Here is a 19,301-nt window from a genome sequence, read left to right on the forward strand (position 1 = left end):
GCAATGGCCCAAACCGCATCCGGGGTCTAATGTTGGTACTCGGGCACTGCATCAGGACCGGCAAGGAAAGCTTGCCTACTGCTTACGGCCGACTTGATGGTTGAAGCTATTCCTCGAGGTACAAACGTCCTTGCCAGGTATTACGCTCATCAAGTCGCTTTTCCAGTTTGGCAACAAACTCAAAGTTCTTCAATCCCCACTTCGGCGCAATCAACAAGTCTTTGGGCGCCTGACTGATAAATCGTTCCAGAATAATCGCCGGATTAAGCAGTTCGAGGTAATCCACCACCAGGTCAATGTATTCATCAACACTAAAAAGCTGAAAGTCTTCCGGGCGTTGAGCATACTCAACCGCCATTCTCGTTCCTTTATGAATCTGTAATTGATGTAATTTCAGATTCTCAACCGGCAGTTTGGAGATCTCCCGTGCCTGGTTCAGAAAGTCGGTTCGATCTTCGCCCGGCAAGCCCAAAATCAGGTGTGCACAGTTGTGAATTCCTCGTTTGGCTGTTTCGCGAATGGCCCACTGTGCCGTTTCATAGTGATGTCCGCGATTGATGCGGGCCAATGTTTCATTCTTCACCGACTCCACGCCAAACTCAACCATCACATAGTATTGTTTCGACAAGTCTTCCAAATAATCCAGCACCTCAGGTGTTACGCAATCCGGCCGGGTCCCCAATACCAAACCAATTACCTTTGGAACCGACAAGGCTTCTTCATAGCGTTCTTTCAATACTGCCACATCGGCATAGGTATTCGAATAAGCCTGAAAGTAAGCCAGAAATTGCATGGACTGATATTTCCGGGCAAAAAATTCAATTCCCTGTTCTAATTGTTCCGTGATACTTCTTTCCAGTCGGCAGTAATCCGGTTTGAAGCTTGTATTATTACAGTAAGAACAACCGTTTAAAGCTTTGCTACCGTCCCGATTCGGACAGGTAAAACCGGCATCAACAGAAACTTTTTGAACCCGCCCATTAAATTTTGACTTGAAATAAGTTGGAAAATCGTTGTACCGACGATCGTGATTCCAAGGGAATTGCATACAATTTTGTGTTTTTAGTGCGGCCCAAAAGTACAGATAAAAACCGAGTAGCTAAAAGTTTGTTTAGCTATACAGGACGAGGAATTCAGCAGAATTTTACTAGTTTCGGGCAATTAGCTTATCAACAAATGTTGAAAACTTTCAGGGCTATGAGCCCCCAAAGGCCCAATTTTATAGGCTCTATTTTTTTATTTTTATACTAACTCTAAAAAACCACAGGACTATGTTTACGGAAAAAGATAACACAGACATTTTAGAAAGAGGGAGTAATCCTTTAACAGTCAAACGACAAATAGAAAATTTCATTACCGGCTTCCCGTTTTTACAAATCATCAAACCGGCAACCGTAGGCGATGGTATTATTCAAATGAATGAGGCAGACACCACAGAACACATTCGTCAGTTCGATGAAAAGACTGCAGCCGGAGCCTCCTTGCTGAAGTTTGTTCCCGCTTCGGGAGCTGCAAGCCGTATGTTTAAAGCATTATACGAAGCTAAAGACAAGCTGGCAGCCGGAGTATCTGAAGAAGAAGTCAAAAGCAGTAAAGACATGCAATATTTTTTCGACAACCTAGCCAAATTTGCATTTTACCCTGATTTAGCTAAGGTAGCCGGAAAATCACCGGAAGAACTATCGGCATTGGAAGTTCTGACACTCGTTTTAACGGAAGAAGGTTTAAACTACGGAAACTTACCCAAAGGCTTACTACGTTTTCATGAGTATAGCGACGGCAACCGTACTTCATTCGAAGAGCATTGTGTTGAGGGAGCCCTATATGCGAAACAAAGTGATAACTCAATCAACATTCACTTTACAGTTTCGCCGGAGCATCAGGAAAAATTTGAAGAACATCTTGCCGAAATTCAGGCCAAGTACGAAAAGGAATTTGGAGCAAATTACAGCATTTCGTTTAGCCAGCAAAAACCAGAGACCGACACGATTGCTGTTACGCCCGATAACGAGCCATTCCGCAAGGAAGATGGAAGTTTACTGTTTCGGCCCGGTGGTCATGGCGCTTTAATTGCCAACCTGGGAGAACTGGATGCCGATATCATTTTTATAAAAAACATCGACAATGTTGTTCCGGACTACCTAAAACCGGAGACTGTAAAATATAAAAAGGCATTAGCAGGTTTACTGTTTAGCCTGCAAGAGAAAATATTCAGCTACCAACAGGTATTCGACACCCACCATTACTCGGCACTACAAAGTGTCTTTATGGCTGAAGCTGCCAGCTTCCTGGAAAATGTACTGAATGTTAAACCACCGACAAATCAATATTACACCGAAAAAGAAGATTTGTACCATTACCTGAAAAATAAATTTAACCGTCCAATCCGGATCTGTGGCATGGTCCGTAATGAGGGAGAACCAGGCGGAGGTCCGTTCTGGGCAATAAACAGCGATGATTCGGTATCGCTACAGGTTGTGGAAAGCTCGCAAATTGATTTTTCGGATCCGCAGCAAAAAGCACTGGTTGATTCAGCAACCCACTTCAACCCGGTTGATTTGGTATGTGCATGCAAAAACTACAAAGGAGAAAAATTTGACCTGGCCAATTTCGTAGATCAGGCGACTGGCTTCATTTCAAAAAAATCGTTGAATGGTAAAGATTTGAAAGCCCAGGAATTGCCCGGTTTATGGAACGGCGCAATGGCGGATTGGAACACGCTTTTTGTGGAAGTTTCGATCCAAACCTTCAATCCGGTAAAGACTGTAAACGACCTTCTGAGAAAAGAGCACCAACCGGAGGAATAGGATTCCAAAAGTATTTGTAAATTTGCACCTGCAATTTTCTTTATATGGACGAGGACGCAAGGGATTATTTAGAGAACGAAGAAATCGTTGAAGCTGTAGACCGCTTTCGGAAAATGATTGAGGAAGATCGTTTTGAATACTTCGATGTATTTGAATACGAAGGAATTGTCGATTATTTCCTGGATGAAGGTCGTATAAAAAAGGCTGCAACGGCGGTTGAATACGGTCTGCAAATTCATCCGTCTTCAATTTCACTTAAAATTAAGAAAGCACAAATTCTGCTGGTCGACGGCAAGGCTGAAGAAAGCCTTGAACTGGCAAATTTTGCTGAATTGATTGAAGACACGAACTCTGACGTCTATTTGGTTAAAGGTTCAGCCCTGATCATGATTGGTGAAGTTGCTGAAGCAATTGAGGCTTACGAAAAAGCCATTGAGTTCAATTCGGACGACAATGATGACCTGATGTATAACATTGGTGTAACATTAGGACAAGCCGGAGAAAGCGAACATGCACTCACATTTTTGGAAAGGGCCTATGAAAACAACCCTAAAAATGAGTTGGTTTTATACGAGCTGGGCTATTATTACGATCGCATTCAGGAGTTTACCAAGAGTATCATATTCTATAACAAATACCTGGATGTAGACCCGTTTAATGCCTCGGTTTGGTATAATTTGGGAATTACCTTTAATCGGATCGGAGAACATGACAAGGCTGTTGATGCTTATGATTTTTCAATCGCCTTGCAGGATGATTTCGAACAGGCTTATTTCAATAAAGCGAACGCTTTGTCAAACAACAACAGGTATAAGGAAGCAATTCCGTGTTATGAAGAATACCTGAACTACGACAAAGAGAACGACGATGCCTACTGTTACCTGGGAGAATGTTACCTTAACCTGGAACAACCTCAGGAAGCTCTTCAAAACTACCGTAAAGCAATTCGGTTAAATAAAAACAACCCGAATGCATGGTATGGAGCTGGCTTGATTCAATGGATGGATGGAAAGCTAACAGAAGCATTGACTAACTTGAAAAAAGCCATCAAACTTGATGATGAAAACCCGGATTTCTACCTCATGTACGGAAAAATAAATCATGAGATGGAGAAGTTCGATCAGGCAGAAAGTGCTTTCAAAAAAGCAACCATGCTCGATCCGGACAATGCAGAAAGCTGGATTGCCTTTGCCGAATTGGAATACGACCGCGGCAAACTGGCCAAGTCTATCGAGATCCTGAAAAAAGCCTCATCATCAATTTCCAACGATTCAAATATCAACTATCGGTTGACAGCGTATTTGTTGGAAAATAACGACGAAAAGTCGGCTACAGGATATTTTGAAAGAGCATTGGAAGTTGATTTTAGCAACTACCGTGTTCTGTTCGACTATTATCCGGAAGCCCTTCAAAACGAATCCATAAAAAGATTAATAAAGAAACACGAATCAACCAAATTATAAAAAATGAATTTCAATTTGCCGTTTGTCCCAGAAAGACCTGAACAACCAAGAGAGTCAGGCTTAACAATGATGATGGACAAAGGATTATCTCTGCGTGAAGCCGAAAACTTTTGCGAAGTTTCTGCTGAATATACAGACTTGGTAAAATTAGGTTTTGGAACAGGTTTATTAACTCCTAATGTAAAAGAGAAAATTAAACTTTATAAAGAAGCCGGTTTACGTCCCTATTTTGGAGGAACACTTTTCGAAGCGTTTGCGGCTCGTAACATGATTGACGATTACAAAAAATTTATTGCCGACGCCGGTGTGGAAACTGCCGAAGTTTCGGATGGTGTTTTGCCAATGGATCATGATTTGAAGTGCAAATACATTAGCGATGTGGCTAAAGACTTCGTCGTACTTTCGGAAGTAGGTACAAAACTGAAAGGAAAAGAAATTAGCAACGAGGAATGGGTCAAATGGATGTTATCGGAATTGGAAGCCGGAGCATGGAAAGTAATTGCCGAAGCACGCGAAAGTGGCAACATGGGTATTTACAACAACGATGGTTCAGCCAACTCTGAACTGGTATTAGATATCAGAAGCCACATTGATCCCGACAAAATACTTTGGGAAGCTCCATTGAAAAACCAACAAGTTTGGTTCATCAAACTACTGGGACCAAATGTCAACTTAGGTAATATCGCCGAAAATGAAGTTATTCCATTGGAAACGCTAAGACGAGGACTTCGCGGTGATACCTTACTGAGCTTTTTACCGTAAACAAATAACACTGCATAAAAATCCCCGGGTTCGGGGATTTTTTATTTCCAAAAACCCTAAAAAACAGGGGAAACAGGAAACTATATTCAACTAAGGTTGTTTAGTTGCGTAGAATATTGCAAGCTGGTATCTCGACTCTAATTGATATCTATCAACATTTTAATAAATCTGATTTATTCATACTTTGAGCGAGAATATTAACTTTGAGACAAATTTAAAGAACATGTTTCTAGTAGGACTAACAGGATCAGCAATACCTTACCTTCTTTTCTTAGGTGTTGTTATTGTTTTAACCCTCGGAACAAACACCGAGGTTTTGAACAAGAAATGTATGCCGCAACCCAAAAGCGACATGCACCTTACCTATGCAGATCAAACAACCGAACAAGTACAATCATTCAATTTCAAGTATACAGAGCATCATTTTTTTCAAAAGAAAACGATTGAAGAACCCGATAGCTTTGGTATAACTGAAAATCCCAGCCCCACTTTAAATACGGTTGAAAGGAAAAGCTATGCCTTTTTCTCAATACATTATACTTCAACTGTATACTTTAACTACTTCGGGCTCTCTCCACCAGTCATGGCTTAATACCAGCCAAGCTAACTAAACAAACTGTCATTAAATTTTTCTCCATGATTGGAATTATCGGATTAAGCCATAAATCGGCACCAGTACATATTCGCGAAAAATTTGCATTCGATAAAGACGAAAGCAGTAAACTCGCTCAATTAATTTGCAAGAACCAGTACATTCAGGAATTAGTTGTTTTATCAACTTGTAACCGTACTGAAATCTATTTTAAGGCAAACGAATGTTGCTCTTCCGGAGCTTTCAATATCATTTTCGGATACCTGCACCAACATGCCGGTGTTGGCGAAGAAATGAACAAGCACTTTTATCGTTTTGCCAACGATAAGGCTGTCAATCATCTGTTCCGGGTTATTTCAAGCCTCGAATCGATGGTCCTGGGTGAATATCAAATTGTTTCGCAAATTAAAGATGCCTATAGCCAGGCTGATGCAAACGGCACTGTTGGTAAGGTACTGAAACGCCTTTTCAACAAAGCACTCGAAACTGGGAAACTGGTGCGTTCGAACACACAAATGAGTACCGGAGCATTTTCGGTGAGTTATGCTGCAGTCGAAAAATGTAATAACCAATTTAAGAACCTGCGGGATAAAAAAATCCTGTTAATCGGTGCCGGAGAAACCGGAGAATTGGTTATTAAAAACCTGTATAAAAAGGGTTGTAAAAATATAACGGTTACAAACCGGACAATCACAAAAGCTGAAGAACTGGCCAACCGCTATAACGGGAAAGCATTACCTTTCAACCAAATGATGGAAGGCGTTCACGATGCTGAGATTATCGTAAGCTCAGTTTCAACCAAAGAGCCGCTGTTCAACGCCGATACGCTTAAGCCACACCTTAACGGACATCCGCTGGTTATGATGATTGACCTGGGTGTTCCAAGAAACATTCACCCGAATGTTTCCGACATTCCTATCATTGATTTAGTCAATGTGGATGATTTGGAAGAAGTGGTTAGTGGTAATCAGGAGAAGAAACAAGCACTTGTATCAGTTGCTGAAGAAATCATCGCCGAAAAGGTCAATGAATTCTCCGATTGGATGAACAGCCGTAACCTGTCCCCTGTCATTCAGCAAATTATTTCTTCCATGAATGCGATGAACAGTACAGAGCTGAACGTTTGCAAAAAGTTCCACTCGGATGATGAATATCAGCAAATGGAGGAATACGGCAAGCACATTACCGACAAACTAATCAACTCAATGATCAAAAACCTGAAGTCGATCAGTGACAACGGCCGCAAAACGGAATATATTAAAGTTGTCAGCGACTTATTCTCTCAATTCAATGAGCAATAACACAATCAAGATAGGCACCCGGGGAAGTAAGTTGGCCCTGTGGCAAGCCGAAACCGTAAAAGCAGCTATTTCGACTGCTTTCCCTGACTTAAATGTAGAAATTCATATCATCAAGACCAAAGGCGACATCATCCTTGATGTATCGCTCTCTAAAATTGGTGACAAGGGGTTATTTACAAAAGAAATTGAAGCAGCGCTAATTAATGGTGATGTTGATCTGGCTGTACACAGCTTGAAGGATCTTCCGACTGAATTACCGGAAGGTTTGTGCATCGGGGGTATGTTGCCACGCGGTGAGGTTCGCGATGTATTCATTTCCAAAGATGGTCGCAAACTAAGTGAGATGACTGCCAATGATCGTATTGCCACATCAAGCTTACGCCGAAAAGCCCAACTTCTGGCTTATAATCCCGAACTCAACATTGTGGATATTCGTGGTAATGTGGATACCCGCCTCCGTAAAATGGAGGAAGGTCATTGCGATGCTTTGTTAATGGCCGGTGCCGGAATTATCCGTCTGGGATACGACCGTTACATCACCGAGTTACTTGATCCGAAAGTGGTTTTACCGGCTGTTAGCCAAGGAGCTGTAGCCATCGAAATTCGGGAGGAAGACGAACGGATTCAGAGTGTCATTAATGCAATCTCCGACGAGGAAACCTGGAACACAACAATGGCCGAACGTTGGTTATTGCGTACGCTGGAAGGTGGATGTCAGGTTCCCGTAGCTTGTTATTCCGAGGTTGAAAGTAACCAGTTAACACTGACAGGTTTGGTAGCATCAATCGACGGAAAGCAAGTGATCCGCAAATCCGTTTCCTGTCCGATCGACGAAGGCTCGGAGAAAGCAATAGAACTGGCCGATGCGATTATTGAAGCAGGAGGAAAAGAAATTCTCGACCAGATTCGCGCAGAAGAATAAACATGGCAGACCGGGAAAGCGACAATAAAATCAATGGCAAAATAATCATCTGTACCTATCCCCAACCCGAAGAGGACGACGTTTCTGTTCTCCTTACACAAGCCGGGGCAACGGTACATTTTATGCCTGCCATCGAAATTCGTCCCTTAACCAGCAAACTAGCCCGGGAACTTGCATACTACGACTGGTTGGTGTTTACCAGCAAGAATGGTATTCGTTGTTTTTATGAGCAACATGCTCCGACTTCAAAAAACAAGATTGCAGTGTTGGGTGAAGCCACCGGACGCGAATTAAGCCGTTTCAATTTAAGTGCTGACTATACCGGTCGGGGCCGTACCGGAGCCGACTTTGCAGGAGAACTCAAATCGGTAATCGCAGCAAACGAAACGGTATTACTAATTCTCGGAGAATTAGCCCCGGACACCATTTTGCAACAGTTACAAGCAAGCAATTCAATCGATCGTGTTAATGTCTACCAAACGGTTATTCCCGATTTTTTTCCCTCCGAATGTGTCGGGTTAATCGAATCAGACAGTTACGATCTCATGCTTGTTAGCAGTCCTTCTGCCATAAAAAATTTGTACCTTGCGTTTCATGCTAAAATCAGCCAATGGCGGGTAATTAGCATCGGAAAAACAACAACTGCCGCCTGCCGAAATTTAGGAATTGAACCGCTGGCAACGGCCAACGAATCAACCTACAAAGGAATGGCAGAAACAACAATTGATTACTTACAACACTAAAATATTTAGATTATGAGTTATCCTGTTACACGTTTACGGAGACTTCGTAAATCAGCCTCTATACGCAACATGGTTCGCGAAACCGAAGTAAATCGCGACGATCTGATTATGCCCTATTTTGTTTGTCCGGGCGAAAATATTAGCAACCCCATTAAATCCATGCCGGGTAATTTTCAACTGTCAATTGACCTTCTGGTAAAAGAAGTTCAGGATTTAGTTGAAACAACAGGTGTTGACAAAATCTTACTTTTCGGTATTCCGGAGGAAAAAGATGAAACCGGCCATGTAGCTTGTCATCACGATGCCATTGTACCGAAAGCGATACGTGCACTGAAAGAAGCCATACCTAGCATCTTAATTGTGGCCGACGTTTGCAACTGTGAATACACCACACACGGACACTGCGGAACCATCATTGATGGCGATGTTGACAATGACAGCACCCTGCATACACTGGCCGCTCAGTCGGTAACTTTGGCTAAAGCCGGTGCCGACATTATTGCCCCCTCCGACATGATGGATGGACGAATTGGTGCGATCCGCACTGCGTTGGATGAAAACGGCTTCCAAAACACACCGATCATGGCTTACTCAGCCAAATATGCTTCAGCATTCTATGGTCCGTTCCGCGATGCTGCCGAGAGTGCTCCAAAATTCGGAGACCGCAGTACTTACCAAATGGATCCGGCCAACAGCGATGAAGCCTTGCGCGAAGTAGAGCAAGATATTATTGAAGGTGCCGATATGGTGATGGTGAAACCTGCCTTAAGCTATATGGACATCATTCAACGCGTGAAAACGACTTTTAATATGCCACTTGTAGCCTACAATGTAAGCGGCGAGTTTTCGATGGTGAAAGCAGCAGCAGCCAATGGCTGGGTTGATGAAGAACGCCTGATCAAGGAAATTCTGACCTCGCTAAAACGAGCCGGAGCCGATGTTATCATCACCTACCACGCGAAAGAATTTGTTTTAAGTGAATTGAAAAAAGGCAACCGCGTATAAGGTTGCACAAAAGTCAAATCGTATGAACTACTCCAAAAGCATAGCGGCTTTTCAGGAAGCCCAACAACTAATACCAGGCGGGGTAAACTCCCCTGTCCGTGCCTTTAAAAGTGTTAATGCCGATCCCTTGTTTATCGCCAAAGCAAAAGGTGCTCATGTTTGGGATATCGATGGCAACAAATATATCGACTTTGTATCGTCGTGGGGACCGCTGATATTGGGTCACGCAAATCCGGCAATTGTCGAAGCGGTACAAAATGCAGCAGCACTGGGAACCAGCTACGGCGCCCCTACCCTGATTGAAACGGAGATGGCTCAGCTCATCACCGAGATGATGCCATCAGTTGACAAGGTACGCATGGTAAACTCAGGAACCGAAGCTACGATGAGTGCTTTGCGACTGGCTCGTGGTTATACGAAGCGCGATTTGGTGGTTAAATTTGCCGGTTGCTACCACGGTCATGCCGATGCTTTCCTGATCAAAGCCGGATCCGGTGCGATTACACTGGGTTTACCTGATAGTCCCGGCGTAACCAAAGCTTCAGCCCAAAACACACTGACAGCTGAATACAACAACCTGGAGTCGGTTAAACAACTGTTTGAAGCACGAGGCGAAGAAATCGCTGCTGTCATTCTGGAACCTGTTGCCGGAAACATGGGGTGCGTACTTCCCGACGAAGAATTTTTGAAGGGTGTGCGTGCCATCACTGAACAGTACGGAGCTTTGTTAATTTTCGACGAGGTAATCACCGGTTTCCGCTTGTCGGCAGGAGGAGCTCAAAAGCGTTTCAACATTATGCCCGACCTGACTACGCTGGGGAAGATCATCGGTGGTGGACTTCCGGTTGGTGCTTATGGCGGCCGTAAAGATATTATGGATATGCTGGCCCCCAATGGCCCGGTTTACCAGGCCGGAACGCTTTCAGGCAACCCATTGGCAATGGCTGCAGGAACAGTTATGCTGCGTACATTGAATGATAATCCGTCGATTTACGAAGGACTGGAACGTAAAGGAGCCAAAGTTGAAGCAGGATTAAAAAAGGCTTTGGAAAGAAATGGCATCCCGGGCGTCATCAACCGCATAGGCTCCATGATGACTATGTTCTTCACCGAAGAGAAAGCAGTGAAGTCTTTTGATCAGGCAATGAAGTCGAATGCTCCTCGTTATGCCCAATTCTTTAAGAAATCATTGGAAGCCGGCATCTACCTGGGACCTTCGCAATACGAATGTTTCTTTGTATGTGATGCGCATACCGATGCCGATCTCGACTACATGATTGAATCAGCCGATAAAGCAATGAAAAGCCTCTAAACAACCAATCAACATGCAAGACTCAATCTTTTTAAAAAAGCTGAAAGGACAAGAGACAGAGCGTCCGCCGGTGTGGTTTATGCGCCAGGCGGGCCGCGTTCTGCCCAACTACAATAAACTGAAGGAAAACTATACCTTCCACGAACTGATGGAAGATCCGAAGCTGGCAGCCGAAGTAACACTGATGCCAATTCATGACTTAGGCGTTGACGCCGCCATTCTGTTTTCCGACATCCTGGTTATTCCTAATGCCATGGGAATGGACCTGGAATTTACCGATCACGGTCCGGTATTCAACAAGCCCTTGAAAGGCTTAACGAATCCGGCGGATCACCTAAGTCCGGTACCGGAAAAGCTTGAATATATTTACAGGAATATTGAGGAAATCATCGCTCAACGACCAGCCGGTATCCCATTGATCGGTTTTTGTGGTGCTCCGTTAACCACCTTGTGCTACATGGTACAAGGCATTAGTTCAAACCCGAACTTTCCGGATGCTATCAAATTCCTGTTTCAGCATAAAGCGGAAGCAAAAAAACTAATTGAGGCGATTGCCGATCTTTCAGCCTTTTATGCCAAAAAGCAAATCGAGCATGGCGTTGAAGCGTTCCAGCTGTTTGAAACACATGCCAACCTGGTTCCGGTTGAGCTTTATAACGAGCTGTTTATGCCGGCTGTGCAAAAGATTAGTCGTGCTGTTCGCGAAACCGGTACTCCCTTTATTTTCTTCCCGAAAGGAATCGCTACCGGGTTGAAATATGTAACACCGGAGCTGGCCGACTTTGTCAGTATCGACTGGCAACTGTCGATGGAAGATGCCCGGGCAATGGTACATCCGGAAGTTGGCTTGCAGGGAAATCTGGATCCACGCTACCTATACGGAACTCAGGAAGAAATTAAAGCTCGCCTGGAAGCTTACATACCATTCTTCCAGCAACACCCCAAATGGATTTTCAACCTGGGCCACGGATTTTTACCCGATATCCCCTACGAGAACGCCAAATTTGTGGTGGATTGGATTAAATCGGCCGACTGGAAGAAGTAGCTCTTCTACGCAAAATACAAGAACCATGGTGTCATCGCCCCGGATGGATTACCCCAGCTAAGCACTTTGTCTTATTCATGCGTCATTGCTACGTTTTAGGGGATGAAAAATTCTGCTGTGCATCGAGCGGTTATTGTTGTCCGTTTAGCGGTTTTTGCTTAACATCGAGCGGTTTTTGCTTAACATCGAGCGGCTCTTGCTTAGCGTCGGGAGGTTATTGCATAGCATCGAGAGGTTATTGCTTAACATTGAGCGGTTAATGTTGTCCATTGAGAGGTTGTTGTTGTGCATCGAGAGGTTATTGTTGTCCATCGAGCGGGCTTTGCTTAGCATCGAGAGGTTATTGTTTCCCGTTGAGCGGTTATTGTTGTGCATCGAGCGGTTGTTGTTTAATTCAAAACAGCGTGTAAATTCATTAAGCTCCTTGACTAGTTTACGGTATATCATCCACTAGGCTTAACCGATTTCCCATTTTAGCAAAATCTGTTGGGGGGGATCTGCCCTCAAAAAAAAGCGAGACTATCAAAATAGCCTCGCTAAACATGTAAACTGTACACCAAACGATCCTTTCGGACCGTTAACTTCTTTAACTTTGATAAAAAGTTACGACTTCGACAGGAAACACACAAGGTCATATATAACATGTTTTTTCACTTGCATTGTATCTCAAAAGTTGAATGGAATTTGGTCAAGAAGTTCTTTTCTGAACCTTTTACAATTCATTTTGAAAAGCTAAATCAAGGACTAAGAAGCGAGAAAATTGGGTTCTTGTGCGTCTTAATTGCTCCCGAAACACTATTTTTGGCGGAGTTTGCGCCAACGCCAAACAGCATCTTAAAATCAATTTAAATGAAACGAGAACTGAAAGACTATTTAATGGTTAGCCTGAAAGGAATTGGCATGGGAGCAGCTGATGTTGTCCCCGGGGTTTCGGGAGGTACCATCGCCTTTATTACGGGTATTTACCAGGAACTGATCGACTCCATTAAATCGGTTAATCTAAAAAGTCTGAAACTACTGTTATCCGGTCGTATCAAAGATTTTTGGGAAGCTATTAACGGTACATTTCTGGTTAGTTTGATCATTGGCATTGGAATTAGTGTTCTCTCGCTCGCTAAAGGGCTTAAATACCTTTTGGAGAATCACCCGATTTTGGTTTGGTCTTTCTTCTTCGGCCTTATTGTAGCATCGGCCATCTATGTTGCCAAAGAAATTAAAGGTTGGAATGTAGGAACAGTTATCTCGCTGCTCGTTGGCGTAGTAATCGCTTATTTCATTACCGTGGTTACACCGGCCGAGGCGAACACATCCTACCCGTTCATTTTCCTGTCGGGAGCCATCGCCATTTGTGCCATGATTTTACCGGGTATTTCGGGAAGTTTCATCCTGGTACTACTTGGCATGTACAAATATATTCTCGATTCCATTTCGAGCTTTAATTTACCGGTTGTGGGCGTTTTTCTGGTTGGTGCCGCTGTCGGTATCGTTAGTTTCTCCAATGTTCTGTCGTGGATGCTGAAGAAATATTACCAACTCACTATTGCCATGCTGGCGGGTTTCATGATCGGATCGCTGAATAAAGTGTGGCCCTGGAAAGAAGTTGTTGAGACTTTCGTTGATCGCCATGGTGAAATAAAACCACTCATTGAGCAAAATGTACTGCCGGGTTCCTATTTCGAGCTGACCGGCCATAACGCACAACTGGGGGTAGCTGTTGGATTAGCAATTGCCGGCTTCGCCCTTATTTTTGTGATTGAAGGCTTATCAAAAAGCCTGCTTAAACGACGCAAAGCATAATTACGAACAAAACAGAAATTCACATCATATGAAAACCTACGGATTAATTGGTTACCGCCTGGGCTATTCTTTCTCAAAAGGATTTTTCACCGAAAAATTCGACCAAGAAAACCTGGCTGAACACGAGTATGTAAACTTTGAGTTAGACTCCATTGAAGAGTTTCCTGAAATCTTTAAGAAGAACGATCATATTGCCGGCTTAAACTGCACCATTCCTTACAAACAACAAATCATGCCTTACCTGGATGAAATTGATGAGGAAGCAGCTAAAGTGGGAGCCATCAACACGGTGAAAATTATTCGCTCCGAAGATGGAATCAAGCTGAAAGGCTTTAATACAGACATCTACGGCTTCGAAAATGCGCTAAAGCCCATGTTGAATGAAAAGCACAAAAAAGCCTTAATTCTGGGAACTGGCGGTGCTTCAAAAGCCATAAAGTACATCTTGGACAAGCTGGGCTTAACTTATGTTTCAGCTTCGATAGAAGAACAACTGCTGGAAGGCGAAATCCGCTACGAGCAAATCGATGAAGCAATGCTGAAAGATTATTTGGTGGTGATTAATGCAACACCGCTGGGTACTTTCCCCAAAGTAGATACCTGTGCGAATATTCCTTACGAGTTTCTAACTTCGGATCACGTTCTGTTCGACCTGGTTTATAACCCGGAAGAAACGCTTTTCATGAAAAAAGGAAAAGAACAGGGAGCTGCCGTTAAAAATGGCCTTGAAATGTTACATGGACAAGCCATTAAGGCATGGGAAATCTGGAATATGTAATTGGTCAGTAACCTTCAGATAAAAAAATTAAAGCCGGACAGTCTCTCACCTTGTCCGGCTTAATTTTTCTTGGTGTTTATGACAGTTACATTTATAAGGGAAAAAAGAGAATGTCAATTTCTTCGGAATCTTCCTTTTGCTTCAACTCGAACTTACCAGTTGGCACTAAAGTGAATTTCCACTTGTCAGCATAAGGCTTCAGTTTGCTTTGCTCTCTTTTGATATCTGCATCGCCAAGCTCCTTATTGAAGTAAAGCTTCAGGTTCGAAGGCTTTTCATCATCAAACTGAATTAAAAAGGCCGTATGCTCAACAAATACCAAATCCTCGTAAGCGTAGCTCACATCAGTTCCGGCATCTTCCAACATCATTTTAACTTCCGACAACGGTCTTACTTGAATGGGCATATCATCTCATTTTTAAAGGTGAAAAATCTCTTCTTTTTTAGCACTATTTGCAGGTTTTCGATGAGCAACTGTTGCAGGTTAACCCACAACCAGATGGCTCTTCAACAGAATAAATATCGTGTTCGTGCAACAATTGGTCCTTGTATAAACGAATATTAATATCTACTTCCTTACCATTGGGCTGATATACGCTGATGTTGTTATCTTTTAAAATCTTGAAAGCCATCGGGCGTACGTTAGGACTGATAATAGCCTTTACAGCATCATCATCTCCCCCCTTTTTCAGATCCAGACCAAATCTGGTCATCAATTCAGGCTTACTAAATACCTCGTTATCTCCTTTTTCGAGGTCGTGTACACAGTAAAAGTTAGCTTTGTAGAAGTCGTCAGCCAAGACATTAACCAAAGCCGGGTTTTTTCCTATAATGGGCATGCAAATCTTCATAACGTTCAAATTTTGGTTTAACATGAACCGCTTTTTAGCAGCCGTTGTGCCAATACAATGGCAAATGCTATGCCCTAAAGAAGGCATTGCTGATTATCAAACAAATAGCTTTTTTACCGGCCAAATTTCTTACATATATGTAGGATGGATCCTACGAAAATTCACAAAAATGTGTTTTTAAGCATAAAAAACGTTCAAAATTCCAAAACCCAGGTTCCGAGTTCACTTTTGAAACTGAAAACTTACAACTTGGAACTTATACCTGAATTAGTGCTTCACGTTTACGGCCATCCATCAAGATGGTCAGATCATCCTTAAAGCGAATATGCTTAACGAAACGAAGCTCTTCAATCGACTCTCCTTCTTCCAAAAGCGTTGTATTTAGCCAGGCATCGCGGCTTTTGGACGGAATTGAGAAATAGCCAACATTCATCGATGTAACATTATGGAAGAAATGAGATCCCAGCGAACCATCTAACGGAAAATCGGGTAATCCAAGCTCAACAATCACGCGGGCATTACAGATTTGTGCCCAGGTAACCGGTATACCGGTATAGGGATCACGGGAGCCCCAACGGCCTGGTCCTACCAAAATGTATTCTTTTCCGGTCAGGTCCATTTTTCGGTTAAACCGATTAACCTCCTCAGCAATTTCTTTCGTTTTCATTTTATCGAAGGTAGCTCCATCCACATAAATGATATCACGGATGCCATCAACTCGTCCATTTCCCATCCCCTTCTTCGCAAATAGCAGTGCTTTTGCCTCATCCACTTCTCCTAAATCAATTTCGTTTTCCTGATCGTGTCTGATCAGCGGCTTAATCTGAAGCAAATAGAAGGTCGGTAAACCATTTCCGCTGGCTTCCAGGTCAATGGCGTATTCCATTTCAACAGGCGATCCCATGGCTTCGCGAAACAAGCGCAGTAAAAAGCGGATCGTTTCGGCCATCGGTATCAAACCGTACTTTAACAAGTTATCGAAATTCACGACACGAGGTCCACGAATCGATAAATCAGGCACCAAATCATCATTTTCCGAATCGTAAACCGAAGCACAATGTTGCAGCACACCGTCCTTCTCTGCCTCACGAATCGATAACTTCAGAATGCCGGCATCCTCACCGACTTTCACCAGGTCAGTCTCACTATGGGTCATATCCAAAGCATAAAACTCCCGCTGCGAATCCCGGATCTGATCCTTCAAACTAGTCGGGTTAATTTGCGGGTAGCGCGGACAAAAACGATAGGCCGGCTCTCCTCCAACAACATACATCCCCAAGCCAACAGCAGCAACGGCAAATCCATCTTCCGGTTCCATGTAGGCCACCGGGTAAAAATTATTGGATTGGGCCACTCCGCTCACCGACGGGTAAAACCGTCCGTTATGCTCGTGTCCAACCAACTCCTGAATCACAATTGCCATCCGCTCCTCTTCAATCTTGTAATTCACCGCATCGAAATAAGAAATAGCCGAGTCGGTGAATACACTGGCATAAACCAGTTTTACAGCTGTTTCCAGTTGTTTGTAACGAACGAGGATATCCTCATCATTATTGGGCAAAATATAAGTTGCATAAACGCCGGAAAACGGTTGCAAAAGCGAATCTTCAAACAAGCCTGAAGAACGAACGGCTAAAGGACGGTTCATCTTCTCAACATACTTCAACAAGTTATCTTGAAGAGATTCACTTAAGGCCGATTCAATAAATGCCGCTTTGATCCGTTCGTAATCGTTGGTGCTGTATACCTCTTCGTAAAGGTTGTTGATTTCGATAAATTTTTCGAACTCAACTGAGCCAATAATAGCCGTTGCTGGAATCCGAATATTAATATGGGGAATAATTTTCTTAAAATCGATGTTTTCGATGAAGTTGCACATAAAAGCTACCCCACGTCCCTTTCCTCCAAGCAACCCCTTACCGATACGGACAATGTAGCGCTCATTCCCCAGCAGTTGGGGATCAAAATTAATAACCAGCCCGCGAAGTCGCTTAATTTGCATCCGCTCGAAAACTTTCAAACAGAAATTGCGCAACTCCTCAGCATTGTTAAAATCCTCGAAGCGATAAGGTAACAACTGCTCTGCAATATTAATCTCCCCACGAGCCATCAACCAGGTTGAAAATGAATTGCGCCCGGCATGATAAGCCAATGCTTCAGCTGGTACAACTCTCAGGTTATCCTGAAATTCCTGCAGGTTATTGGCGACTGAAATCGGGTTTCCCTGTAAATCTTTAAAAACAAAATTTCCAAAACCTAAGCGTTTGTAAATGAAATTGTGAATATCCATCGACAAGCTTTCGGAATTTTTATTGATGAATTCAGCACCAATTTCCCGGGCTCGGGCAGCATTTCGAATATCGTGGCTTTGCAGCAGCAAGGGAATCGGAAAGCGTAAAATCTGTTTCGCATATTTCAGCAATTCAATTCCCGAGTCTTCATCGTCTTTGCCGTTACGATGAAATTTCACATCGGAAATAACCGACAGCAGGTAATCACGATATTTATTCATCATCAGAATAGCATCCTCGTAGTTACTGACCAGTATAACTTTCGGGCGAGCACGCATCTTAAGAATCATGTGCAGTTCATCCGCCGTTTCATCCTGCACCAGGTTCTGTGTTTGCGTCATAATGTTGGTGTACAACATTGGCAAATACCGCGAATAGTACTGAATCGAATCTTCAACCATCAATATCACGCGGACATTACCGGTTTGCGTATCTGCTTCAATATTCTTTTTATCCTCAATGTATTTCACCATGGCCAAAAAGACATTGGAGTTGCCGTTCCACACAAACACCCGGTCAATTGAATCAAACTTTTCTGCCGTCTCCTGGAAATAACGCAAATCCCCATTGTTATTCACCAGCAACAAAATCGGCGTATCTTTTTTGACGACATTGATCGAATCGGCAATCTTAACCGGTATCTTTTTATCGACACCAACCATGATAATAACAAGATCAAAATCTCGCTTCTTAATCAGCTCATGCGCCTGCTCTTCGGAATTGACACTCGTAAAACGCGGGTATGTGTAAAGGTTCAGTTGAAGAAATTCACCAAAGATTTTATCAGTAAACTGTCCCTCCCGAACAATCGTATAACTATCGTATAGCGTGGCGACCAAAAGAACCTCTTTGACCTTGGTAGGCATCAACTCTTCAAAAATATCCCGGTCGCTTTTCTTGTACTTATAGATTGAAGTGAGTGAAATATGATCCAGTTGCTCCATAGAAAATAATTTTGGCACCAAAAGCTAAGATTCGCTTTGCCGATGCTAATTTCTGTTGAATTTAGAAAAAATCCAGCTGTTCCAGACAAAAACTCGCATGACAATATTGAGTCACAAAGCAACATGAAATAAAAATAGTAATTCTTGAGGATAACTATAAATCCGTAGAAAAAACAGACATGATTCCGGGGAATCACCAACAGGGGTGAAAGTGGAAAGTTTTCCAGACATCGGGTATTCATCGTTATCTGAAGTTGCCGGGTTGTCTTGGAACTCGAAACTTGAAACTCCGAAGGGACTTTCATAGAAAACCGACATGATTCGGAGGGTATCTCCAACAGGGATGAAAGTGGTGGAAAACAAGAGAAGGCTGGGCATGGATTACCCACACGTACGACCGCAACCGGGTTCTCTTGTTGACGGTTCACCAATGCGTAAGGTGGCAAACCTGTTTACCGGGATAGGATTACCCCGGCGTGAAGTAGCAAACCGGTTCTCCGGTTGTGAATTACCGACGCGTACGACCGCAAACTGGTTCTCTTGTTGACGGTTCACCGATGCGTAGGGTGGCAAACCTGTTTATCGGGATAGGATCACGCCGGCGTGAAGTAGCAAACCGGTTCTCCGGTTGTGGATTACCGACGCGTACGACCGCAAACTGGTTCTCTTGTTGACGGTTCACCAATGC

17 protein-coding genes are annotated in these 19,301 nt (G+C 43.3%); 12 read left to right on the top strand and 5 right to left on the bottom strand.

Features of this window, described 5'->3' with window-relative positions:
- Nucleotides 1-106 precede the first annotated feature (106 nt).
- On the bottom strand, nt 107-1,048 hold the full coding sequence (gene mnmL, locus AC37HE_RS10760; protein ID WP_500782845.1) for a tRNA modification radical SAM protein MnmL/YtqA: 942 nt from the start codon (nt 1,046-1,048) through the stop codon (nt 107-109).
- A gap of 223 nt (nt 1,049-1,271) precedes the next feature.
- On the opposite strand from mnmL, the gene AC37HE_RS10765 reads away from it, so the two are divergent.
- The 12 genes from AC37HE_RS10765 (at nt 1,272) to AC37HE_RS10820 (ending at nt 14,527) form a co-directional block, all read left to right on the top strand.
- Entirely contained in the window at nt 1,272-2,807 is a 1,536-nt protein-coding gene (locus AC37HE_RS10765; RefSeq protein WP_500782846.1) for a DUF4301 family protein, read from the top strand.
- Between the two features lie 44 nt (nt 2,808-2,851).
- The gene (locus AC37HE_RS10770; protein WP_500782847.1) at nt 2,852-4,270 is read left to right on the top strand and encodes a tetratricopeptide repeat protein; all 1,419 of its coding nucleotides are present in this window, start codon (nt 2,852-2,854) and stop codon (nt 4,268-4,270) included.
- 3 nt (nt 4,271-4,273) lie between these two features.
- Entirely contained in the window at nt 4,274-5,032 is a 759-nt protein-coding gene (locus tag AC37HE_RS10775; protein WP_500782848.1) for a phosphosulfolactate synthase, read from the top strand.
- A 223-nt stretch (nt 5,033-5,255) separates the two neighbouring features.
- Nucleotides 5,256-5,624 (top strand): hypothetical protein, encoded by a 369-nt coding sequence (locus tag AC37HE_RS10780; protein WP_500782849.1) that lies wholly within the window; start codon nt 5,256-5,258, stop codon nt 5,622-5,624.
- Between the two features lie 44 nt (nt 5,625-5,668).
- Nucleotides 5,669-6,925: a glutamyl-tRNA reductase gene (gene hemA, locus AC37HE_RS10785; RefSeq protein WP_500782850.1), complete on the top strand. Its 1,257-nt coding sequence runs from the start codon at nt 5,669-5,671 to the stop codon at nt 6,923-6,925.
- Entirely contained in the window at nt 6,915-7,847 is a 933-nt protein-coding gene (gene hemC / locus AC37HE_RS10790; protein WP_500782851.1) for a hydroxymethylbilane synthase, read from the top strand. Before hemA ends, hemC begins: the two co-directional genes overlap by 11 nt.
- 2 nt (nt 7,848-7,849) lie before the next feature.
- Nucleotides 7,850-8,590, top strand: coding sequence for a uroporphyrinogen-III synthase (locus tag AC37HE_RS10795; protein ID WP_500782852.1), 741 nt, complete (start codon nt 7,850-7,852; stop codon nt 8,588-8,590).
- A 12-nt stretch (nt 8,591-8,602) separates the two neighbouring features.
- The gene (hemB, locus tag AC37HE_RS10800; RefSeq protein ID WP_500782853.1) at nt 8,603-9,595 is read left to right on the top strand and encodes a porphobilinogen synthase; all 993 of its coding nucleotides are present in this window, start codon (nt 8,603-8,605) and stop codon (nt 9,593-9,595) included.
- A gap of 22 nt (nt 9,596-9,617) precedes the next feature.
- Entirely contained in the window at nt 9,618-10,907 is a 1,290-nt protein-coding gene (gene hemL / locus AC37HE_RS10805; RefSeq protein ID WP_500782854.1) for a glutamate-1-semialdehyde 2,1-aminomutase, read from the top strand.
- 13 nt (nt 10,908-10,920) lie between these two features.
- Nucleotides 10,921-11,952, top strand: a complete 1,032-nt coding sequence (gene hemE / locus AC37HE_RS10810; protein WP_500782855.1) for a uroporphyrinogen decarboxylase — start codon at nt 10,921-10,923, stop codon at nt 11,950-11,952.
- A gap of 849 nt (nt 11,953-12,801) precedes the next feature.
- Nucleotides 12,802-13,749, top strand: a complete 948-nt coding sequence (locus AC37HE_RS10815) for a polyprenyl-phosphate transporter (RefSeq protein WP_500782856.1) — start codon at nt 12,802-12,804, stop codon at nt 13,747-13,749.
- Nucleotides 13,750-13,777: 28 nt separating this feature from the next.
- A complete protein-coding gene (locus AC37HE_RS10820) occupies nt 13,778-14,527 on the top strand; it encodes a shikimate dehydrogenase family protein (RefSeq protein ID WP_500782857.1) in 750 nt (249 codons plus the stop codon).
- Nucleotides 14,528-14,618: 91 nt separating this feature from the next.
- Here the strand turns inward: AC37HE_RS10820 and AC37HE_RS10825 are convergent, their stop codons facing one another.
- From AC37HE_RS10825 to AC37HE_RS10840, 4 genes are all read right to left on the bottom strand, one after another.
- Complete coding sequence (locus tag AC37HE_RS10825) at nt 14,619-14,933, bottom strand: hypothetical protein (protein ID WP_500782858.1); 315 nt, start codon at nt 14,931-14,933, stop codon at nt 14,619-14,621.
- Nucleotides 14,934-14,976: 43 nt separating this feature from the next.
- Nucleotides 14,977-15,378: a NifB/NifX family molybdenum-iron cluster-binding protein gene (locus AC37HE_RS10830; protein WP_500782859.1), complete on the bottom strand. Its 402-nt coding sequence runs from the start codon at nt 15,376-15,378 to the stop codon at nt 14,977-14,979.
- 256 nt (nt 15,379-15,634) lie between these two features.
- On the bottom strand, nt 15,635-18,613 hold the full coding sequence (locus AC37HE_RS10835; RefSeq protein WP_500782860.1) for a PEP/pyruvate-binding domain-containing protein: 2,979 nt from the start codon (nt 18,611-18,613) through the stop codon (nt 15,635-15,637).
- A 508-nt stretch (nt 18,614-19,121) separates the two neighbouring features.
- On the bottom strand, nt 19,122-19,301 hold a 180-nt coding region (locus AC37HE_RS10840), incomplete at its 5' end, for a hypothetical protein (protein WP_500782861.1).

Source organism: Mangrovibacterium sp., assembly GCF_059905295.1.